Below are 20,577 nucleotides of genomic sequence, written 5' to 3'. Positions count from 1 at the left end.
CACGTGGCCGAGCAGCACACTCCCCGATCCCTGATCGTCTCCTTCTACGGCGCGTACGGCCGGGCGCCCGACGGGCCGGTGCCGGTGGCCGCGCTCATCCGGCTGCTCGCGGCGCTCGGGGTGGACGCGCCCTCGGTGCGTTCCTCGGTGTCGCGGCTGAAGCGGCGCGGGCTGCTCCTTCCGGGCCGTACGGCGGACGGGTCCGCCGGGTACGCGCTCTCGGAGGACGCCCGCAGGCTCCTGGACGACGGCGACCGCCGCATCTACGCCCGTACCGAACCGAAACTGTCCGAGGGCTGGGTCCTCGCCGTCTTCTCGGTACCCGAGGCCGAGCGCCACAAGCGCCATCTGCTGCGCTCCCGGCTCGCCAGGCTCGGCTTCGGTACGGCGGCGCCGGGCGTGTGGATCGCGCCCGCGCGGCTGTACGAGGAGACCAGGAACGCCCTGGAGCGCCTGGAGCTCTCCCCGTACGTGGACCTCTTCAGGGGCGACCACCTGGGGTACGCGGCGACGGCCGGGGCTGCGGCCCGCTGGTGGGACCTGCCGGCGATCGCCGCGCTCCACGAGGAGTTCCTCGCGGCCCACGGGCCGGTGCTACGGGCCTGGCGGACGGCGCCCGGGGGCCCCGAGGACGCCTACCGGGACTACCTCCTCGCCCTGGACTCCTGGCGCCGGCTGCCGTACGCGGACCCGGTCCTCCCGGCGGAACTCCTCCCGGACGACTGGCCGGGCCGGCGCTCGGCGGAGGTCTTCACGGCCCTGCACGAGCTGCTGCGGGACCGGGGCGCCGAGTTCGTGCGCCCGTTCCTCCGGGAGGACTCGGCGGACACGCCTTGAGGCGTTATTCGCGGCGGCCGGTGGGGGGCCGGCGGCTGCCCGCGCGGTACGGGGTCGGCCAGGGCGCGGCCGGGCCCTCGTAGTCCTGTTCGGCGGCCGCGTGCAGGGTCCAGTGCGGGTCGTAGAGGTGCGGGCGGGCCAGAGCGCAGAGGTCGGCGCGGCCGGCGAGGAGCAGGGAGTTGACGTCGTCCCAGGAGGAGATCGCGCCGACCGTGATCACCGGGACCGCCAGCTCGTTGCGGATGCGGTCGGCGTACGGGGTCTGGTAGGAGCGGCCGTAGGCGGGGGTCTCGTCGGGGACGACCTGGCCGGTGGAGACGTCGATCGCGTCGGCGCCGTGGGCCGCGAAGGCGCGGGCGACCGCGACCGCCTCCTCGTCGGTCGTGCCGCCCTCGGCCCAGTCGGTGGCCGAGACGCGGACGGTCAGGGGGCGCTCGTCGGGCCACACCTCCCGTACGGCGTCGAAGACTTCGAGGGGGTAGCGCAACCGGCCGTCGAGGTCGCCGCCGTACGCGTCGGCGCGGTGGTTGGTGAGCGGGGAGAGGAAGCCGGAGAGCAAGTAGCCGTGCGCGCAGTGGAGTTCGAGGAGGTCGAAGTCGCAGCGGGCGGCCCGGCGGGCGGCGGTCGTGAACTCCTCGCGTACGGCGGTGAGTCCGGCGCGGTCGAGTTCCTTCGGGGTCTGGTTGACACCCGGTCGGTACGGGAGCGGTGAGGCGGCGACCAGGGGCCAGTTGCCCTCGGGGAGCGGCTGGTCGATGCCCTCCCACATGCGCCGGGTGGAGCCCTTGCGGCCGGAGTGGCCTAGCTGGACGCCGAGCGCGGTGCCGGGTGCCTGCGCGCGGGCGAAGGCGGTGATCCTGCTCCAGGCGGCGGCCTGTTCGTCCGACCAGAGGCCGGTGCAGCCGGGGGTGATACGGCCCTCGGGGCTCACGCAGACCATCTCGGTCATGACGAGTCCGGCGCCGCCGAGGGCCCTGGCGCCCAGGTGGACGAGGTGGAAGTCGCCGGGGACGCCGTCCTCTGCGACGTACATGTCCATGGGTGAGACGACGATCCGGTTGCGCAGGGTCAGTCCCCGCAGCCGGAACGGGGTGAACATGGGCGGGGTGCCGGGCGGGCAGCCGAAGTCGCGTTCGACGGCGGCGGTGAAGGCCGGGTCACGCAGCCGCAGGTTGGCGTGGGTGACGCGGCGGCTGCGGGTGAGGAGGTCGAAGGCGAACCGGCGGGGCGGCCGGTCGACCCGGCCCGCGAGTTCCTCGAACCACTGGAGGCTGGCGGCGGCCGCGCGCTGGGTGGAGGCGACGACGGGACGGCGCTCGGCCTCGTAGGCGGCGAGGGCCGCGGGGAGGGTGGGGTGCTCTTCGATGCTGTGCGCCAGGGCCAGGGCGTCCTCGACGGCCAGTTTGGTGCCGGAGCCGATGGAGAAGTGCGCGGTGTGGGCGGCGTCGCCGATGAGCACGGTGTTGCCGTATGACCAGCGCTCGTTGACGACGGTACGGAACGCGGTCCAGGTGGAGTTGTTCGCGCGGAGCTCCCGGCCGCCGAGCGCCTCGGCGAAGATCTTCGCGCAGCGGACGGTGGACTCGGCCTCGTCGAGCTCGTCGAAGCCCGCCGCCCGCCAGACCTCCTCGCGCATCTCGACGATGGCGGTGGAGGCACCGGCCTCGTAGGGGTAGGCGTGCAGCTGCATCACGCCGTACTCGGTCTCGGCGATCTCGAAGCGGAAGGCGTCGAAGGCGAAGTCCGCGGCCAGCCAGATGTAGCGGCAGCGGTGGGTGGTGAGGGTGGGGCGGAAGTGCGGGGCGTGGGCCTCGCGGGTGCGGCTGTGGACGCCGTCGGCGGCGACGACCAGGTCGTGGCCGGCGGCGAGGACGTCGGCGGGCGGGGCCTCGGTGCGGAAGCGGAGCCGTACACCCAGATCGGTGCAGCGGGCGTGCAGGATCTCCAGGAGCCGGCGGCGGCCGAGGGCCGCGAAGCCGTGGCCGGTGGAGCGGGTGCGGTGGCCCCGGTGGACGACGTCGATGTCGTCCCAGCGGACGAGGTCGCGGCGGAGTGCCTCGTACACGACGGGGTCGGCGTCCCGGATGCCGCCGAGGGTCTCGTCGGAGAGGACCACGCCGAAGCCGAAGGTGTCGGAGGGCCCGTTCCGCTCCCAGACAGTGACCTCACGGGCGGGATCGAGCCGTTTGAGGAGGGCGGCGGCGTAGAGCCCGCCGGGTCCGCCGCCGACGACGGCGATCCTCGACGGCCCGGTCGTGGCCCGCGGCCCCGCCATGGCTAGTGGCCCTGCCATTTCGGGGGGCGTTTCTCGGTGAAGGCGGCGTGGAACTCGGCGTAGTCCGCGCCGTGCATCAGGAGGGCCTGGGTGGCCGCGTCCATTTCGATCGAGGCGGCGAGCGGCATGTCGAGCTCGGCGGTGAGCAGGGCCTTCGTCTGGGCGAGGGCGAGTGCGGGGCCGTCGGCGAGGCGGCGGGCGAGGGCGGCGGCCCGCTCGCCCGCGCGGCCCTCCTCGGTGAGCTCGGAGAGCAGGCCGATGCGCTCGGCCTCGGCGGCGTGGACGGGTTCGCCCAGCATGAGGAGCCGGGTGGCGTGGCCGAGTCCGACGACCCGGGGCAGCAGATAGGCCGCGCCCATGTCGCCGCCGGAGAGGCCGACCCTGGTGAAGAGGAAGGCGAAACGGGTGGTGGGGTCGGCGATCCGGAAGTCGGCGGCGAGGGCGAGGACGGCCCCGGCCCCGGCGGCGACGCCGTGGAGGGCGGCGACGACCGGGAAGGGGCACTCGCGGAGGGCCCGGACGACCTGGCCGGTCATCCGGTTGAAGTCGAGGAGCTCGGCGGTGTCGAGGGAGAGGGTGGCGCCGATGATCTCGTCGACGTCGCCGCCGGAGCAGAAGCCGCGGCCCTCGCCGTCGAGGACGAGCGCGCGGACGGTCCGTTCGCGGGAGAGCTCGGCGAGGAGGTCACGCAGGTCGGCGTAGGCGCCGAAGGTGAGGGCGTTGAGCTTCGCGGGGCGGGCGAGGGTGACGGTGGCGACGCCGCGGTCGATGGCGAGGCGCAGATGCCGCCAGTCCGCGGTGCGGGGGGCGGAGCCGGTGAAAGGGCTCATCGGGAAGGGCCTCCTTCCTCCGTTCGGAGGGTATCACCGTACTGTGACTGTCGTCACGAGTGCGCGATAAAGGAGGGGTGAGGGCTGGCCGCCCTAGGTCCTGGGGAGCGTGTGACGGAGGTCCCGGGCGCTGAGGGAGGGGCGCCTCTGGAGGGAGAAATTACAGCTCGTAAGGTTGAAACCAGGACGTCTCGGGATGCCCCCGCCCACTCGGGACGCCCCGCCCGCCGCCCCCACTCGGTGAAGGGAGCCCTGCCCTCCATGCCCGAAGCCACCGGACCTGCCCCGTCCGGGCCCCCCGGCGCGGCCGCCTCCTGGCGTATCCAGCTGCCGCACACCACCGCCGCCGTGCCGATCGCCCGTGCCCTGATCCGTACCGCGCTCACCGACATCGACCCCGGGGCCGCCGACCGCCCCGACTGCGACACGGCCGAACTCCTCACCGCCGAGCTCGTCGCCAACGCCGTCGAGCACACCGGGGGCCGCGGCCCCATCGAGCTCGTCGTCGAGCTGCTCCCGGGGCTGGGCGGCTGCCAGATCGAGGTCCACGACCCCGAGCCCAGCCGCCCCGGCGAGCTCGTCTGCCCCGAACCGGGGACCGAGGTCGACCCCTGGCAGGAGCACGGCCGCGGCCTTCTCCTCATCCGCGCGCTCAGCAGCGACTGAGGACACCGCCCCACCGCCCACGGCAAGGCGGTCTGGTTCACCCTGCCGGGGATACCGGCCCAGCGCCGCCCGGCACCGTGACCGGGCACGCGCGCGTGTACATGTACCCGTAAAGGGGATTACGCCGTCGGGCCGGCCAGCGTCGCCACCATGACCGCCTTGATGGTGTGCAGCCGGTTCTCGGCCTCGTCGAAGACGACCGAGTGGTCCGACTCGAAGACCTCGTCGGAGCACTCCAGCTCGGTCAGGCCGTGCCGGGCGTGGATGTCCCGCCCGACCGCCGTACCGAGGTCGTGGAAGGCCGGCAGGCAGTGCAGGAACTTGACGTCCGGGTTCCCGGTGGCGCGCAGGACGTCCATGGTCACCGAGTAGGGGGCGAGGGCGGCGATCCGCCCGTCCCAGACCTCCTTGGGCTCCCCCATGGAGACCCAGACGTCCGTGGCCACGAAATCGGCGCCCCTGACCCCCTCCGCGAGGTCCTCGGTGAGGGTGACGGTGGCGCCGCTGACCTCGGCGAGCTTGCGGGCGGCGGCGACGACGTCCTCGGCCGGCCAGTACGCCTCGGGGGCCACGATCCGTACGTCCATGCCGAGCAGGGCGCCGGTGACCAGGTAGGAGTTGCCCATGTTCATCCGGGCGTCGCCGAGGTAGGCGAAGGCGATCGTGTCCAGCGGCTTGTCCGTGTGCTCGGTCATGGTGAGCACGTCGGCGAGCATCTGGGTGGGGTGCCAGTCGTCGGTGAGCCCGTTGAAGACCGGGACGCCCGCGAACGCGGCGAGCTCCTCGACCGCGGCCTGGCTGTCACCCCGGTACTCGATGCCGTCGAACATCCGGCCGAGGACGCGGGCGGTGTCCTTGACCGACTCCTTGTGGCCCAGCTGGGAGCCGGACGGGTCCAGGTAGGTGGTGGAGGCGCCCTGGTCGGCGGCGGCCACCTCGAAGGCGCAGCGCGTGCGGGTCGAGGTCTTCTCGAAGATCAGGGCGATGTTCTTGCCCCGCAGCCGCTGGACCTCGGCGCCCGCCTTCTTGGCGGCCTTGAGCTCGGCCGAGAGCGCGATCAGGGCGCGGAACTCCTCGGCGGTGAAGTCCAGCTCCTTGAGGAAGTGGCGGCCGATGAGGTCTGTGGCCATGGGACGCGCTCCTATGGGTACGGTCGTGGGACGTGTGCGGGACGGTCGGAGGACGACGGTCGGGGACGGTTGGAAGTGTATACGCATGTAGGCATTTCTATACAGCCTGCATTTCTGTACGGCCTCGCTCCCGGGACTCAGGCGGCATCTCGCTCCACCGGGCAGCTCATACAGCGCGGGCCGCCCCTCCCCCGGCCCAGCTCGCTGCCGGGGATCTCGATCACCTCGATGCCCTGCTTGCGCAGAAACGTGTTCGTGGTGGCGTTCCGCTCGTACGCGACGACCACACCCGGCTCCACGGCGAGCACGTTGCAGCCGTCGTCCCACTGCTCCCGCTCGGCCGCGTGCACGTCCTGCGTCGCCGTCAGGACGCGGATCTCCCGGAGCCCGAGCGCCTCGGCGATCGCGCTGTGCATGTGCTCCGGCGGATGGTCGGTCACCCGCAGGGGCTGACCCGCGTCCCCCGGCTCGATCGTGTACGAGCGGAGCATCCCGAGGCCCGCGTACTGGGTGAACGTGTCCTGGTCGACCATCGTCATCACCGTGTCCAGGTGCATGAACGCGCGCCGCTTCGGCATGTCGAGCGCGATGATCGTGCGCGCCGAACCGGCCGCGAACATGCCCCGGGCCAGCATCTCCACCGCCTGCGGCGTCGTCCGCTCGCTCATCCCGATGAGCACGGCGCCGTTGCCGATGACGAGGACGTCGCCGCCCTCGATGGTCGACGGGTAGTCGGCCTGCCCCTCCGACCAGTGGTGGAAGGCCCCCGCCTCGGTGCCCGTGAAGAGCGGGTGGTGCTTGTAGATCGCCTCGAAGTGGACGGTCTCGCGCTGCCGGGCCGGCCAGCGCATCGCGTTGATCGACACGCCGTCGTAGATCCAGGCGGAGGTGTCCCGGGTGAAGAGGTGGTTCGGCAGCGGGCCGAGGAGGAAGTCGTCCAGGTCCAGGGCGTGGAAACGGACCGAGGTCGGCTCGCGGTGCGCCGCCAGGAACTCCCGCTTCGTCATCCCGCCCACGAGCGCCTCCCTCAGCGCGACCGCGTCGAGCGAGTCGAACGCGGCGCGGAGGTGGTCGGCGGCGAGCGGCCCGTACTCCTTCTCGTCGAAGACCCGGTCGAGCACGAGCGCGCGGGCGGCCGGCACCTCCAGGGCCTCGCTCAGCAGGTCCCCGAAGAGATGTACCTCCACCCCCCGGTCCCGAAGGACGTCCGCGAAGCCGTCGTGCTCATGGCGGGCCCGGCGCACCCACAGCACGTCGTCGAAGAGGAGGGCGTCCTTGTTGCTGGGGGTGAGCCGCTTCAGCTCCAGATCGGGGCGGTGCAGGATGACGCGGCGCAGCCGCCCGGTCTCGGAATCGACGTGGAATCCCATGCGCCCATCCTGACGGAGCGGGGCGGCCGGGGCCTGCGTTTCGGAGGAGGCGGGGGTGGTCGGGGTCGGGGCCTGGAGCGTGGTCGCGGTCGTCCTCGCGGTCTGCGCCGTCCTCGCGGTCTGCGCGGTCCTAGCGGTCAGGTGAACCGCCCCCATGCCGCGACCACGAGGATCGCCGCCACCAGGCCGCCGATCAGCATCCCCGCGCGGCGCAGGAAGCGGCGGGTGTAGCCGCTGCCGGGGTCGTCCGGGTGGGGGCCGGAGGGCCGGGGTGCGGGAACTCCCGGTCGGGCGGGCCCCCGGGGCACTCCGTACGCCTCCTTGAGGAGAGTGAGCCAGACCGTCTCCGGCAGGCCGGGCCGCTCGCCGTCGACGATCAGCCAGAAGGTCTCACGCGCGGACGGCACCGGGCTCGTACGGAGCCGGGAGAGCAGCGCGGCGACCGTGCCGGCCGGGGCGTCGCCGCCGCCGAGGAGCGGGCGGACCGCCCAGCGGTACAGCTCGGCGGCGTTGGCCGCGCGCTGCTCCCCCGACGGGTCGGAGGGGTCGGCATCGCCGCCCGGGGGCGCCACGGCCCAGAAGTCCTGGCCGAGGGCCACCTCGCACAGCTCCCTGCGCAGCGGATGCTCCCAGGACGGGAGACGGCGGGCGGTCTCGCGCAGGAGAAGGGTGAGGACGACGTACGCCTGCGTGCGGCGCAACGCGTCGAGCAACTCGCGGCTGCCGCCCCGCTCGACGAGCTCGCGGGCCTCGTCCACGGTGCGCACCATCGGCAGCTTGTGCACGAGCCCGGTCTCGACGTCCCGCTCCCGCCCCCGCACCCTGGCCCAGGTCCTCCCGGCTGCCGCCCCGGGCCCGGTCCACTCCGGCGGGACCTGGGGCAGCACGGGGCGGGGGTACGGGTCGGCCCCGGGGCGGTGCGACGGCTCTCCGGGAGCGGCCCCGGGGCGCTGGGACGGCTCCGGCGGTATGGACCCGGGCCGTTGCGACGACTCCGCCGGGGTGGACCCGGGCCGTTGAGAAGGCTCCGACGGTGTGGACTCGGGCCGGTGCGAAGGCTCCGGCGGTGTGGACCCAGGCCACGGCGAAGACTCCGGCGATACGGTCCCAGGCCACGGCGGAGGCTCCGGCGATACGGTCCCAGGCCACCGCGACGGCTCCGGCGGTACGGACCCGGGCCGCTGCGACGGCTCCGGGGCGGGGCCGCCCGGGGTGGTCTGGCGGGGGTCCGGTTCGTTCGCCTCCTGTCGGTACGGGGGCGTCCTCGGGGCCGTACCGACGGGGTCGTTCGGGTCCGGGCGGGTTTCTTCCGTGGCCGGGAGGGGTGGGGCCTCCGGCTGCGGGTCCTGGCGGAACCACAGGTCGGGGCGCTCCGCGGGGCCGGGGCGGGCCGTTCCCCCGGGATCCCCGGGCTGGTCCTCCGCGGTCCGGCCGCCCGACGCCCAGCCCCACCGCCGTCCCGCGGGCTTCCGGGCCGGGGCCTCCGGTGCGGCCGGGGTCACGTCGTCACGTGGCGCGCGGCCGTCCAGGGCGCCGAGGGCGCGCGTGGCCGTGTCCAGGAGGGGGCCGCGGCGGGCGGCGAAGGCCGCGTGGAGGGCGCTGCCGACCGCGTACTCGCCGCCCTCGCCCTCCGCGACCCCCCGCAGGTGGTGGCGGACGAGCCGGGCCGCGATCTCCTCCGCCCGGTCGCCGCTCCGCTCGCGCGGGTCGACGCGGCGGCGCTCGGTGTTACGGCTCGCCGCACCGGACCAGCGGCCGACGAACACGTACCGGAGCGCGGGGAGTTCGAGGGTGTCGTGGGTGGCGAAGGTCCACCGGCGGTCGGTGAGCGTCCCGAACATGCTGTGCAGCCCCCAGAGCACGGGGCAGGCGGTGTCGCCCTGTTCGTCGAGGACGGTGAAGCGTTCGTCGGGGTGGCGGAGCAACTCCGCGACGGCTCCCGTGAGTTCCTCGGAGGCGTACGCCAGGGTCTGGTCGAGCTCCGCCTGCCCCCGGCCGGTCGCCGGGACGAGGACCTCCTCCGGAACGACCGGCAGCCGCCCCCGCACCCGGGCCGCGTCGATGTCCGCGCCCTCCCAGGTCCAGGCGTGGAGCCCGAGGCAGGTGGCGGGTTCGAGGAGTTCGGGTGAACCGACGAGGGCGTGGCAGAGCACGGAGGTCCCGCCTTCGGCGTCCTTGAGCGGGAGGCGCCGGATCAGCATCACCTCCGCGCGCCGCTGGAGCCGGATCAGGGCCGGCCGGGTCTCCTCGCCGCTGGCGCGGAGCACGGGCCCCGAGGTCCGGAAGAGGTTCTCCGCCTCGTCGCGGGGCCCCGACCAGGCGACCGGTCCGAAGCCCGTGCTGCCGGTGAGGTTCTCGCTGTCCCAGCGGAAGACGATCTGGTCGACCTCGTTCTCCGACCGTGTCATCGGACGATCCCCTCTCCGGGCCCCTCGGGCCCCACGGATTCCGCCCCGGGCAGCAGCCCGCACATGGCGAAGAGCGAAAGCAGTGGTGCGAGGACCCGGCGCGGCCGGGCCCCGTGCGGGAACCGGTCGCCGCGGGCCTGCCCGCCGGTCGCGGCGACGAAGTGCAGGGTGCAGTCCGCGCAGTCGTCGAAGGGCTTGAGCCAGGCGGCGCTGGCGTGCTGGGCGAGGAAGGCGTACGCGTCCCGGCTCTCGGCCCGCGCGGCGGCGGGGTCGTGACCGGCGGGCAGGGCGCGGCCGAGCCAGCGGTCGACGACCGGTTCGAACCGCACCAGGTCGCTCTTGTTGACGGCGAGCGCGGCCGGCGCGGCGACGAGTCCGCCGCGCTGCCGGGGAATGCGGTTCAGGACGGTGGCGAAGGCCTCGTCGCCGAGCTCGCGCCGGCGCAGCCCGCTCTGCTCCCGCACGGGGTTGAGCGACGAAAGCCGGAGCGCGCGCAGCGGGTCGAGGACGAAGACGAACGCGTCGACGCCCATGAGGAACCGGCCGACCTCACTGTCCTGGGCGAGGTCCTCGCCCGCGAGGTCGAAGAAGACGACGGGCCGGGGTGGCGCGCCGCCCGCCGAGACGAGGAGACCGTCGGCGAAGCGCGCGAAGGTCTGCTGTCCGGTGCGGGCCAGCTGCCGTCCCTGCTGGAGGCTCTGCACGCGCTCCCGCAGATAGGTGCGGTGCGCGTCGGGGTTGAGCGGCCGGCATTTCAGTCCGTACGGTTCGAGGCCGCCGAGTTCGACCTCGCCGAGCATGGCGGCGAGGAGGTGGGTCTTGCCGACGGAGGAGCTGCCGACGAGGGCGATGGAGAGCGGCTCCCCGTTCGTGAGGTAGGGCACGGGGAGTTCGTGCCCCTCGTCGCCGTCCCGCGTGTGGGGGCACAGGTGGTACGCCTTGCGCAGGGCGTCCGTGCGGTGGCCGGGCCGGCGTTCGGCGCTGAGGTCGAGCGGGATCCGGTTGCCCTTGGCGTCGATGGTGACGAGGAGCCGTTCGTCGTACTCGACGGGGAGCAGGCAGTGCGGGCACATCCGGCTCCGTGACGGCGGCGCCGGTACGGGTTCGGGCGCGGGCGCGGCGGGGCGGGCCGCCGCCTCGCCGCCGCCGCCGAAGACCCGGCGGAACACGGAGGTACGCGAGGGCCGCGCGTCCCGGACGGAGGGCTCTGGGGTCTCCCCCACCACTCCCGCACCCGGCGGGGATCCCCCGGACAGGGCGCGTTTCCGTGCGATCTGGGTGTCGTACTCGGCGCGCCACCGGTCGAGCGGGTCCGCCGCGCCGACGCCGGCGGCGAGCGGGTCGGGCACGTTCAGGAGCCGCAACAGCTCGGCCGGTTGCGGGCGTTCCGCCGCCTGCGGGGAGAAGAGACCGCTGTGCTCGAGGGCGGCGAGGCGGCGGTAGTCGGCCAGGTCGGCGGGGGGTCCTTCACCCCGGTCGGGGCGGCCGGAGAGCAGGGAGTAGGCGAGCTCGGCGACGGACCACAGGTCGTCGCGCGGATCGGCGGCGCCGAGCCCCGCGCGCTGCTCGGGCGACGCCCAGGGGGCGGCGCCGAAGGGGCGGCGCGCCTCCCCGGCGCGCAGCGCCGCGTACGGTTCGCAGAGCCGTACGCGCGCCCCGTCCCACCGTACGGTGTCGGGGGTGATGGCCCGGTGGACGAGGCCGAGGTCGCCCAGGAGGCGGACGGCGAGGGCGAGTTGGCCGGTGATGGCCTCCGGGGCGTCGGCGCCGAGGTGTCCCGCCCAGGCGGAGAGGGGTCGCCCGCCGGGGGGCCGGTACAGCACGAAGGGCTCGGCGGCGGTCAGGTCGAAGCCGACGATCCGGGGGAGCACGGCGACGAACTGGGCCGTGCCGTAACGCCGTTCGAGGGCGACGGCGGCCGCCACCTCCCGCTCCAGGAGCCCGTACGCCTGGGGGTCGCCGTGCGACGAGGTCAGCCGGTACTGGACGACCGGCACCGAACCGGCCCCCAGGACCGCCCGGCGCGCGAGGACACCGGGGCGGTCGGGGGGCTTGCGGTCCTCACCGAAACGCACGGCGAAGCGGAGCCGCGCCTCCTGCGGGGTCAGGAACTCCAGCTCCTGGTAGTACGGGTGGGGTGGCGGGCTCGGCCGGCTGAGGTGGTCGGGGTGGTCCGGGCCGAGGGGGTGACGGGGGTCGGCCGGGCCGGCCGGGTCGGTCGGTCGGTTCGGGTCGGTCGGTCGGTTCGGGTCGGTCACGTTTCTCCCGCCTCCTCGGCGCGGACGGTGTGCACGACGTCCGCGCGCAGCGGTACGAGACGGAGGATTCCGGCGTGGCGTCCCGCACCGGTCCACACGACGTCCTCGGCGGTGCCCCGCCAGATGTCGTTCCCCGCGGCCCCGCTCCGCATCGCCTCGGGCACGAAGCGGACCTGCCGGGCGGCGAGCGGGTCGTGCGAGAGCAGCCGCAGGTGTTCGGGGCCGCAGAGCGCGACCGTACGGAGGGGGTCGTCCTCGGACAGGATCAGCAGGGCCACCGCGTCGGGGGCGACCCCAGTGAGCCGGGCGGCGTCGGGCCGGTCGGAACGGTCGGTGAAGGCGGCGGGGCCGGACAGCGCGTCCGGGTCGCGGAGGCCGTCGTAACGGGGCGGCGGCGAGGCTGCCACATCGCGTTCGAGACGGAGACGCGTCTCGTCCAAAAGCTCCGCGATCCGCTGCTCGTGGACGGCCGGCGTGAGGGCGCCGGGGTCGCGTTCGATGCCTGCCCAGCACCGGTCGAGGATCAGGAGGGTGCCGGTGACCAGATCGCCGACGAGCGTGTCGACGAGCAGGGGCCCGCCGTCCCCGTACCGCCGCTCGAGCCACGCGGGCGCGGGGAGGGACGGGGTGCCGCCGAGCGGGGGCGGGGCGATGGGCGGGGCCGTCGACGAGGGCACGTCCGGAGTCGGGGCCGGGGTCGGGTGCGGAACCGGGGCCGGGGTCGGAGTCGGGGTCGGTGCTGAGGTCCGTACCGGCGGAAGGTCCTCGTCCATGTCGGACCAGACGTCCTCCTCCCCTCCGTCCGTCCAGTCCTCCCAACTCCAGGACGTCGTACGGCCGTCCGTGGCCGGTGACGGTACGGCCTCCCGTACGGCCTCCGGCGCGGCCTCCTTCTCCGGCGGCGCGGCCGATCGCGCGTACGACGGCCCCTGCCCGTACGCCTGCCCCCGCGCGTCGGCCGTCTCCGCGAGCCCGCGGAGCAGCCGGGCGACCGCCCCCGCCCCGGCCGAGCAGTGGTGCCGTACCTCGGCGAAGAGCCAGTCGTGCACGGCGGTCGTGACGACCAGGGCCTCGGTCTCCCGCAGGATCCGCCGGGCCTCCTCCGGGTCCGCCCGCTCCCACCAGTCGTCCACGGCCCGGCTCCAGTCGCGCAGCGCGAGCAGGACGACGGCCGTGACCGACCCGGCGAGTGCCACGGCCCCCAGCCAGGGCGGTGGGCCGAGGAACCCACCGAGTCCCGCCCCGACGAGGCCGCCGAGCATCCCGCCGACGAGCCGGGGCGCCGCCCCCGTGGCCCCGCCGCCGTCGATCCGCCCGTCCGGGGAACGGTTGGGCCTGCGCCGCAGCATCAGATGGGCGAGCCCCGCGGCGAGCACGCCCACGGCCGGGCCGAGGGACCAGCCGAGGACCGGCCAGAGCCCGGCGAGCAGGGCGAGGACCCCGGTCACGACGAGGGCCACGGGGCGTGAGCCGCCGGCCGTGAACGGGTACCGGCCACCGAGCCTGCGCAGCCGCTCCGGCCCGCAGATCACGTCGAGCCGGGCGAGCCGGGCGGCGCTGCCGACGGGCGCGGTGCGCGCGGCGAGCGCGGAGAGCCGGGCCGCCACGGAGCGGAGCGGGAGCCCCTTGCCGATCAGGTCGTGGGTGTGGTCGCGCAGGGCGGGGACGACTCCGGTCCGGGACATCTCCCGTGGCATCTCCGGCAGTTCGACCCCCCGGTCGCGGAGCACGCCCCGGTGCTCGGCGGTGAGCCTGCTGCCGCCCGCGGCGCCGAAGGCGTCCGCGACGGCGGTACGGAACCGGGCCAGCTCCTCCGTCGCCCGCTCGATGTCACCCGGCAGGTCGACGGTGAGGCCGACGCCGGTGAACAGCCCCGCCGCGCCCCGTACCCGCTGATAGCCGTCGACGGCGTCTTCCACGGCCTCGTCGCAGGCGGCGAGCCGGGCCCCCGCCCTGCCCTGCGGCGGGAGCCAGCGGTGTCCGGCGAGGGAACGCGGCACGCCCTCGTCGAGGAGCAGCCCGAGGGCGCCCGGCAGCTGCTCGGCGGAGGCGGAGGCGGGCGCGGTGCCGGCTGGGACGTCCGGGCCGGTCAGTCCTTCCACCGCCTGCCGCCAGGCGCGCGCCCGCGCCTCTTCGGTGAGGTCGTGACCTGCACCTTGGGGTCGTGTTTGGCGACCGTGAGGGAGCCGTCGGTGGCGATGGGCGGGATGACCACGGTCAGGTCGGCGGGCGGCTTGCCGGCGGTGCCGTGCTCGATCCGGGCGCAGCGGGCGGCGGCGAAGGTCTCCTGGAGCGCCTTGTCGATCTCGGCGGAGGTGTCGACGACCCGCATGCGCGGGACGGAGCCGGGGACCTCGGAGCAGGCACTCCGGTAGCCGCCCTCGGCCATGGCGGTGAGAGCGGCGCGGTCGATCTCCTTGCCGAAGCCGAGGGGCCAGATCTGCACGCCGGCGGTCCGGGCGCGGGCGAGTTCCTCGGTGAGCCGCCGCGCCCCGTTGGACTGGCGGCTCTCGCGGTCGGAGCCGTACTCGGGGCTGTCGGCGACATCGAGTCTGCCGTCGGTGAGCAGGAAGACGACCTTGGGGGTGGCGGGCTTCTTCGGGGTCCCCGCGCCGGTGAGGCGGGTGACGGCCTGGCGGATGGCCGCGGGGAAGTCGGTGCCCGGTCCCATACGGGCCGGGTTGCGCCGCAGCAACTCCTGTACGCAGTCGCTGAGTCGCTCCCGCCCGGCCGCGTCGACGGCGGCGAGCGGGCACACCTCGCGTACGGGCGACTGGCCGGGCTTCTCCGAGCTGCCGAAACCGATGACGGTGGCCCGGGAGCGCTCCGATATCTCGCCCTGGCCGATCAGCGCCGCCGCCTCCGTCTCGCGCGCCAGGTCCTCGTCGGCGAGGCTCGCCGACTGGTCCACGACGACGGCGAAGTCGATCGGGTCGGGTTCTTCGGCGGGATCGGTGGGCGCGGCGGGCGCGGCGGGATCGGCGGGCGCGGCGGGATCGGCGGGCGCGGTGGGCGCGGTGGGATCGGCGGGCGCGGTGGGCGCGGTGGCGGTTTTGTCGGCGGGGGTACGGGGCGCGCCCGAGGCGGTGGGCGTCGCGAACGGGCCGGAGAGCGCGAGGAGCGCCCCGGCGAGGAGCAGGGCGCCCCCCTTGTCGGTCCACTGCATGTTCTCTCTCACCACAGTTCGCTGAAGAGGGCCAGGAGGGCGCCGAGCACGAGCGCGCAGACGCCCAGGCGCAGCCATCGGTACTTCGCCGCGAGCACGAGCCCGTGCACGCTGGCCTGTTCGAGGAGCCAGCCGGTGGCGTCCGCGCCGGACGCGGAGAGCCGCTCGCGCAGCGCGGGCTCGGACGGGCCCGCCGCAAGGGCGCGGAGCAGTGTGCGGTCGGCCCCGATCCGGGTGCGGGGCAGCACCACGGAGACGAGCATCAGAACCCCCGCCGTCCACAGCGCGCCCGCCACAAGCAGGAACGCGAGCCCGGCGCCGGCGGAGGGCAGCGGGCCGCGGTCCGCGGAGAACACGACGGCGAGGAAGGCGAGCGCGCCGGAGAGCAGGATCGCGGCCTTGGTGTCGGCGCGTCCGATGTCCTCCCGGACGGTGGTGAGCAGCCGCTCGGCCATGAACCGGAGCTCTTCGGGGGGTAGGGGGGCGGGGGGTGGGACGGGGGTGGGGCCAGGGTCGAGGGACGGTACGGGGGTGGGGGACGGCGCAGGAGTCGGTGCGGCGGTGGGGGTCGGCGCGGGGGCGGGGCCAGGGTCGAGGGACGGTACGGGGGTGGGGCCGGGGGCGGGGCTCGGGCCGGCGTCCTCGGCGGGTCCGGGGGCCGGCGCTGGGGTCTCCCCCGGGCTCGGCGTCGCGGCGGGCGGGGGCGTCATGCGTCGTCCCAGTCGTCGAACTCGGCGCTGGGCCTGGCCGGGCGGGCGGGGCGCGGGGAGCCGTCGCGCCGTTCGCGGTCGTACGGGTCGTCGCGGTCGTACCGGTCGTACCGGTCGTACCGGTCGTTCCGCTCGTACGCGTCGCGCCGCTCGTACGGGTCCTCCTCGTACCGGTCGCGGCCGTCGTCGTCGCGCTCCCGCGGCCGGCTCCGGTCGCGGTGGTCGCCGTCGCGGTCCCGCTCCCGTTCCCGCTCGGAGCCCGACTCGACCCGGGTCGGCTCGTAGACCCGGGGGGCGTCCGCGTGCTCCTCGTCCCAGTCCGGGCGGCGCGGTTCCGGGAGCGCGTCCTCCAGGGCGAGGCGGCGCCCCGGGGCGCCGCCCGAGGGGTTGAGCACCCGGTCGGTGATGCCGTCGAGGACGGTGCCGGTCTGGGTCCGCAGGTACATGAGGACCTGGTACATCTGCTCGCCGATGTCGTGCCGTTCCAGAACGCCGGTGTCCAGGAGCCGGTTGAAGACGGCCAGGTAGTCCTCCTGGCTCTCGCGCCGCTCCCGCTGGAGCTGGGTGCGGATCTCCCACTGCTTGTCGGGGTGCGTCGCCATGTGGTGGGCGATCTGGGCCAGGTCGCCGCGCCGGAAGAGGGCCTCCAACTCGCGGGCGCGGTCGGCGACGCGGACCCGGTCGGCGGCCTCCCGGCGCCGCTCCGCCTCGGCGACGCGCTCGTCGGCCTCCATGGTGACGCCGACCCTGTCACGGCGTGAGACCTCGGCCTTGACGGAGGCGTCGAGGTCGATGAAGACGAGGACGCGGGTCCGCAGCCCGATGTCCCGGCCGAAGCTGAGACGTCCGGCGCTCAGCTCCTCCCGCACCGCCTCGTCGGCGCGCTGCGCCTCGGTGATCCGGAACCTCCTGGAGAGCCTGCGCAGGCCGTCGAGGAGTTCGTCGTGGAGCAGCTCGGCGACGTCCTCGACCTGTTCGCGGACGACGAGGTGCGGGTCGGTCACCACCCACTGGACCTTGGCGACGGCCTCGAAGAAGACGCCGTCCCCCGCGGCCGGCAGCTGGAGCCTGAACTCGGTGACGTTCCGGCCGAGTTGCACTTCGAAAACGGTGTACGGGGAGCCGAACAGGGGCTTGTTCACGTCCTCCGTACGGTCCGGCCACACCACCCGGTGGCCGCCGTTGCGGTAGAGGAGCACGGCGGCGACCCGGCCGCTCCGGCGGCGGTACGGGGGCGCGTACTCCCCGATCAGCGGCCCGCGCGGACGCCCGCCGGAGGCTTCCCCGGCCCTCGGTCCCTGGAACTGGTTCCGTACGCGTGCCTGCCCCTGGTCCTGCCGGCGGTCCGGGTCCGGGTCCGGCCCCTGCGCCGGGCCCCGGTCCGGGTCCCGGTCCTCGTCGCCGCGGCCGCCGCCGCGCCGACCGTCGCCCCGCCCCTCGTGGCGCTGCCGTTCCTGCCGCTGCCCCTCGTACCGCTGCTGCCCCTCGTACCGCTGCCGCTCCCGGCCGTCACGACCGCGCTCCTCGCGTCCCCTGTCGTCCTGGCGCGCCCGCTCGTCCGGCCGCGCGTTCCTGTCCTGCTCGGGCCCGGTCATCGGTTCGCTCCTTCCGTCACGGCGTCCCACATCCGGCGCGCCGCGGCTCTGTCCAGGGGCCGGTCGCGGTCCCGGACCAGTTCGTTCAGCAGGCCCCTGAGCCGGTCACGGTCCCGGCGGTCCACCGCGAGGCGGGGCAGGAAGGCGCAGACGTGCCCGACCGACTCCGGGTCCTTCGCGGCCCGCCGGAGCAGACCTCCGAGCGCTTCGAGGGCCGCCTCCCCCGAGCGGGCCGTGGTGAGCGTGTGCCGCAGCAGTGACGCCAGCTCCGGTGCGAGGTCGGGGCGGGTCGCGAGGAGGGCGACGAGCAGGGGGCGGGCGGCGTGGCCGTCGAGTTCGGGGACCTCCCGCAGCCCCCAGAGGTGGGTGGTGCGGGTGCTCAGGGCGCGGATGACGGCGAGGTGGACCAGATTGGCCAGGTTCTGGCGCCCGTCCTCCAGCCACTGCCGGAGCCGTCGGAGTACGGGCGCGGGTTCACCGGAGGCGAGCAGCCGCGCCACGCTGAAGGAGGCGGGCACGAGCACGTCGATGTCGGTCGCCTCGCGGGCCCTGACGACCCGGGCGAGGGCGTCGAGCGAACCGGGGACGCCGCCCGCCGCCAGGACGTAGCCGTGGGCGAGCAGTGCGGTCCTGACGAGCGCGTCGTCGCCGGACCCGGCCCAGTCCTTGAGTACGGCGGCGACGGCGGGCCGGACGCGCGGGTCGCGGGCGGCCTCGGCGAGCGCGGTGGCGGCGGCCATGCGGGCGACCGGTTCGTCGGTCACGGCGAGCGGCACCACCAGCTCACGGAAGCCGTGGATCCAGTCCCAGGAGCAGAGCACGCCCGCCGCGACGGAGGCCCGTACCCACACCTCGGGGCGCGGGTCGTCGCAGAGCGACCGCAGCCAACGGGCCACCGGGCCACGGACGTTGTGGTAGCCGTGCCAGACCTCGCCGAGGACGGCGGCCGCGAGGGCCTGGCCCTGGAAGTGGACGGCGCGCACCGGCACTTTGGCCGGGCCGAGGTCCAGCTCGCCGTCCTCCAGGACGGCACGGGCCTGGACCGGCCGGTGCTCGGCGTGGGTGCCGAACAGGCGTCGGCCCGGGGCGTGTTCGGGGTCGAGGGTGACCGCGAGTTCCCAGGCGAGGAGTTCGGCGGCCTCGGCGGCGAGGCTGTAGGCGGAGCCGTTGAAGACGGCGACGGCGATACGGAACGCCCCGGCGTTCAGGGCCGGCTGGGCCTCGGGGAGCGCGCCCGGGCGGTCGGCGCCCGCGAACCACTCGCGGGCCTGGGAGCGTACGAACGAGGCGCATTCGACGAGGAGTTGCCCGTCGGTCATCTCGCCGCGCCAATGTCGGGCGAGGTGGTCGGCGAGCCGGGCGGCCTCGCGCGGGCGCAGCTCCTCCAGGCCCAGGGCGCCGACGACGTCCGGCCGTGCGGCGCGGGCCCGCGCGGCGCCGAGGGCCTCGTCGGACTCGGCGCGCAGCAGGTGCCAGAGGTGGCGGTGGAGGACCTCGTCCGCCGGCGGCGGCGCACAGTACATCCCGTACCGTCCGCGCAGCAGCCGGTCCGCGAGCTCCCCGTTCTCGACGAGGACGACCCCGTACGCGTCCCGTCCCCGCAGCAGGTCGCCGAAGCGGTCCAGATGGAGTTCGGAGAGGCGGGTGAAGGAGCGGCGGGCGGCGGCGGTGTGCTCGCCGCGCCCGGAGCGTGTGGGGTGCGGCTCGCTCTCGGCGCGTACGTCCTCGGCGAGCAGTTCGAGGAGGTGGCCGCCGCTCTCCTGGAGGGCGTCCTCGGTGATCTCGTCGACGCCGTGGCGCGGGTCGAGGCGGAAGACCTTGCCACCGGTCAGTTCGTCGAGCAGGGCGAGCGCGGTGGCCTTGCGGCCGCTGCCGGGTTCGCCGCACAGGACGAGGACCCGGTGGTCGCGGAGCCGGTCCCGCATGCGCCGGTAGCCGGAGGTCGCGCAGTACACCCGGCCGAGGTGGTCGAGCGTCTCCGGCGGGACGGGGCCCTGTACGAAGTGCGAGGAGCGGTCGGAGCCGTACAGGGCGAAGATCTGGTTGCCCTCGAAGACGGTGCCGTCGCCGTGGATGGTGGTGAGGCGGTCGGCGCCGCCGCCGGCCCAGGTGCGGACGGCCCGGCGCGCGGTGGCGGCGCCGCCGGTGTCGCTCTCGCCGCCGAGGGGCCCCCGGTCGGCGGCGGCGAAGACGCTGGGTTCGCGCGGCTGTTCGCCGGTGGAGTCGGACCTCTCGGGCCCGCGCCCGCCCTCACGACCGGCGCCACGGTCCGAGCCGCGATCCGAGCCGCGGTCCGAGCCGCGGTTCGGGCCCCGATCCGCACCTCGGTCGCCTCGGTCGGCGCCCCGGCCCGATGTGTCCGTCCGGTCGGTGTGGCCCTGCCCCTGTCCCTGTCCGGCATCCGGGGAGTCGTTCTGCGGCGAAGACTCGTCCTCGTCACTCACTCCGCCTCACCCGCCGCGGCCTCGCCGGCTCCGGCTCCGGCCCCGGCTCCGGTCCCGGCATCCGGCGCCGCGCTCTTGCGGATGCCGGTGAAGCCGCCGTGGATGGTGTTGCCGTGGACGTCGAGCAGGTCGCCGCCGACGTGGTACGTACGGTTCCCTCCCCCGGTCCGGGGCGTTGGGCCGTCCCCCCGCGACGGCCCAACGCCGGTCCGTGACCCCCCTGCCCCTGCCGGTACCACCGCCCGTTCCCCGTCGGGCGGCAGCTCCCCCTCGGGCCCGATGAGCGGCGGCGCGGGCCTGCGCGGTACGTGGAACCAGGCGGCCTCGTCGGTCTCCTTGGACCGAATGCGGGCCTGCCGGTAGTGGTCCGGCTCGACGTACCGCCCGCCCTCGGCGACCACGTTCACGTACAGCCAGTCGGAGACGACGACGAGGAGGGCGACCTCGGGCGTCTCGTTCATGATCCGCTTGGCCGGAGGGCTGTCGCAGAGCCGGGCCGCGAGGTCCACCGCCCGTCCGACGAGCCCGTGGCGGTCCTGGACGACGAGCCCCGCGTTCATGCCGATCCGCAGCCGCAGCGGCCGCGTCCGGCCCTGGTTGTGGGCGCGCAGGCTCTCGTACAGGGTGTCGATCCACCGTCCGACCATGAGCGTGGGCGGCACGTCGGGGCGCAGGGCGGCGAGGATGCCGTCCCCCCGGTCCTCCTGGTGGAAGGTGCCGGGCTCGACGCCGACGGAGCTGTACGCATCCTCGAACGCGGCGTACATCGCCGTGCGCTGGAGCTTCTTCTCGGCCATGGCCAGGGACCCTGATCCGCAGATGTCGCCGAAGACGACGAACCGGTGGATGCCGCCCGCTTCTGCGGCCACTTCTCCGCCCACTTGCCCG

Annotated in this window: 13 protein-coding genes and 1 pseudogene; 2 read left to right on the top strand and 12 right to left on the bottom strand. The window is 75.0% G+C overall.

Translation table 11 applies throughout. The features are described from left to right. Positions 1-3: 3 nt before the first annotated feature. A complete protein-coding gene (locus tag ACIRB7_RS22505) occupies positions 4-837 on the top strand; it encodes a PaaX family transcriptional regulator C-terminal domain-containing protein (protein WP_403601433.1) in 834 nt (277 codons plus the stop codon). Between the two features lie 4 nt (positions 838-841). On the opposite strand, the gene ACIRB7_RS22500 is transcribed toward ACIRB7_RS22505, so the two are convergent. Together ACIRB7_RS22500 and ACIRB7_RS22495 are read right to left on the bottom strand one after the other, a co-directional pair. Next, positions 842-3,130: a bifunctional salicylyl-CoA 5-hydroxylase/oxidoreductase gene (locus ACIRB7_RS22500; RefSeq protein WP_403601430.1), complete on the bottom strand. Its 2,289-nt coding sequence runs from the start codon at positions 3,128-3,130 to the stop codon at positions 842-844. Further along, positions 3,115-3,942, bottom strand: a complete 828-nt coding sequence (locus tag ACIRB7_RS22495) for an enoyl-CoA hydratase family protein (RefSeq protein ID WP_403601427.1) — start codon at positions 3,940-3,942, stop codon at positions 3,115-3,117. The genes ACIRB7_RS22500 and ACIRB7_RS22495 overlap by 16 nt, the downstream gene beginning before the upstream one ends. Positions 3,943-4,203: 261 nt before the next feature. On the opposite strand from ACIRB7_RS22495, the pseudogene ACIRB7_RS22490 reads away from it, so the two are divergent. Continuing rightward, positions 4,204-4,689: pseudogene (locus ACIRB7_RS22490) on the top strand (ATP-binding protein). A gap of 38 nt (positions 4,690-4,727) precedes the next feature. Here ACIRB7_RS22490 and argF read toward each other — a convergent pair. From argF to ACIRB7_RS22440, 10 genes are all read right to left on the bottom strand, one after another. Then, positions 4,728-5,738, bottom strand: coding sequence for an ornithine carbamoyltransferase (gene argF / locus ACIRB7_RS22485; RefSeq protein ID WP_403601424.1), 1,011 nt, complete (start codon positions 5,736-5,738; stop codon positions 4,728-4,730). 137 nt (positions 5,739-5,875) lie between these two features. After that, positions 5,876-7,108, bottom strand: coding sequence for an arginine deiminase (locus tag ACIRB7_RS22480; protein ID WP_403601421.1), 1,233 nt, complete (start codon positions 7,106-7,108; stop codon positions 5,876-5,878). Positions 7,109-7,245: 137 nt separating this feature from the next. Beyond that, the gene (locus ACIRB7_RS22475) at positions 7,246-9,516 is read right to left on the bottom strand and encodes a hypothetical protein (RefSeq protein WP_403601418.1); all 2,271 of its coding nucleotides are present in this window, start codon (positions 9,514-9,516) and stop codon (positions 7,246-7,248) included. Further along, positions 9,513-11,774 (bottom strand): hypothetical protein, encoded by a 2,262-nt coding sequence (locus ACIRB7_RS22470; protein ID WP_403601415.1) that lies wholly within the window; start codon positions 11,772-11,774, stop codon positions 9,513-9,515. Before ACIRB7_RS22470 ends, ACIRB7_RS22475 begins: the two co-directional genes overlap by 4 nt. Next, positions 11,771-13,876, bottom strand: a complete 2,106-nt coding sequence (locus tag ACIRB7_RS22465) for a hypothetical protein (RefSeq protein WP_403601412.1) — start codon at positions 13,874-13,876, stop codon at positions 11,771-11,773. The genes ACIRB7_RS22470 and ACIRB7_RS22465 overlap by 4 nt, the downstream gene beginning before the upstream one ends. Beyond that, positions 13,864-14,940: a vWA domain-containing protein gene (locus ACIRB7_RS22460; protein WP_403601409.1), complete on the bottom strand. Its 1,077-nt coding sequence runs from the start codon at positions 14,938-14,940 to the stop codon at positions 13,864-13,866. Before ACIRB7_RS22460 ends, ACIRB7_RS22465 begins: the two co-directional genes overlap by 13 nt. A gap of 8 nt (positions 14,941-14,948) precedes the next feature. After that, positions 14,949-15,395, bottom strand: coding sequence for a Pycsar system effector family protein (locus tag ACIRB7_RS22455; RefSeq protein ID WP_403601407.1), 447 nt, complete (start codon positions 15,393-15,395; stop codon positions 14,949-14,951). Positions 15,396-15,646: 251 nt separating this feature from the next. Further along, positions 15,647-17,245, bottom strand: coding sequence for a hypothetical protein (locus tag ACIRB7_RS22450; protein WP_403601404.1), 1,599 nt, complete (start codon positions 17,243-17,245; stop codon positions 15,647-15,649). Continuing rightward, a complete protein-coding gene (locus tag ACIRB7_RS22445; RefSeq protein WP_403601401.1) occupies positions 17,242-19,689 on the bottom strand; it encodes a hypothetical protein in 2,448 nt (815 codons plus the stop codon). Before ACIRB7_RS22445 ends, ACIRB7_RS22450 begins: the two co-directional genes overlap by 4 nt. Beyond that, positions 19,686-20,558, bottom strand: a complete 873-nt coding sequence (locus tag ACIRB7_RS22440; RefSeq protein WP_403601398.1) for a hypothetical protein — start codon at positions 20,556-20,558, stop codon at positions 19,686-19,688. The genes ACIRB7_RS22445 and ACIRB7_RS22440 overlap by 4 nt, the downstream gene beginning before the upstream one ends. Positions 20,559-20,577 lie beyond the last annotated feature (19 nt).

Origin of the sequence: Streptomyces sp. NPDC093795 (assembly GCF_044764665.1) — a bacterium.
In the GTDB taxonomy this organism is placed as follows: Bacteria; Actinomycetota; Actinomycetes; order Streptomycetales; family Streptomycetaceae; genus Streptomyces.
This window is presented reverse-complemented; position numbering and strand designations above follow the sequence as displayed.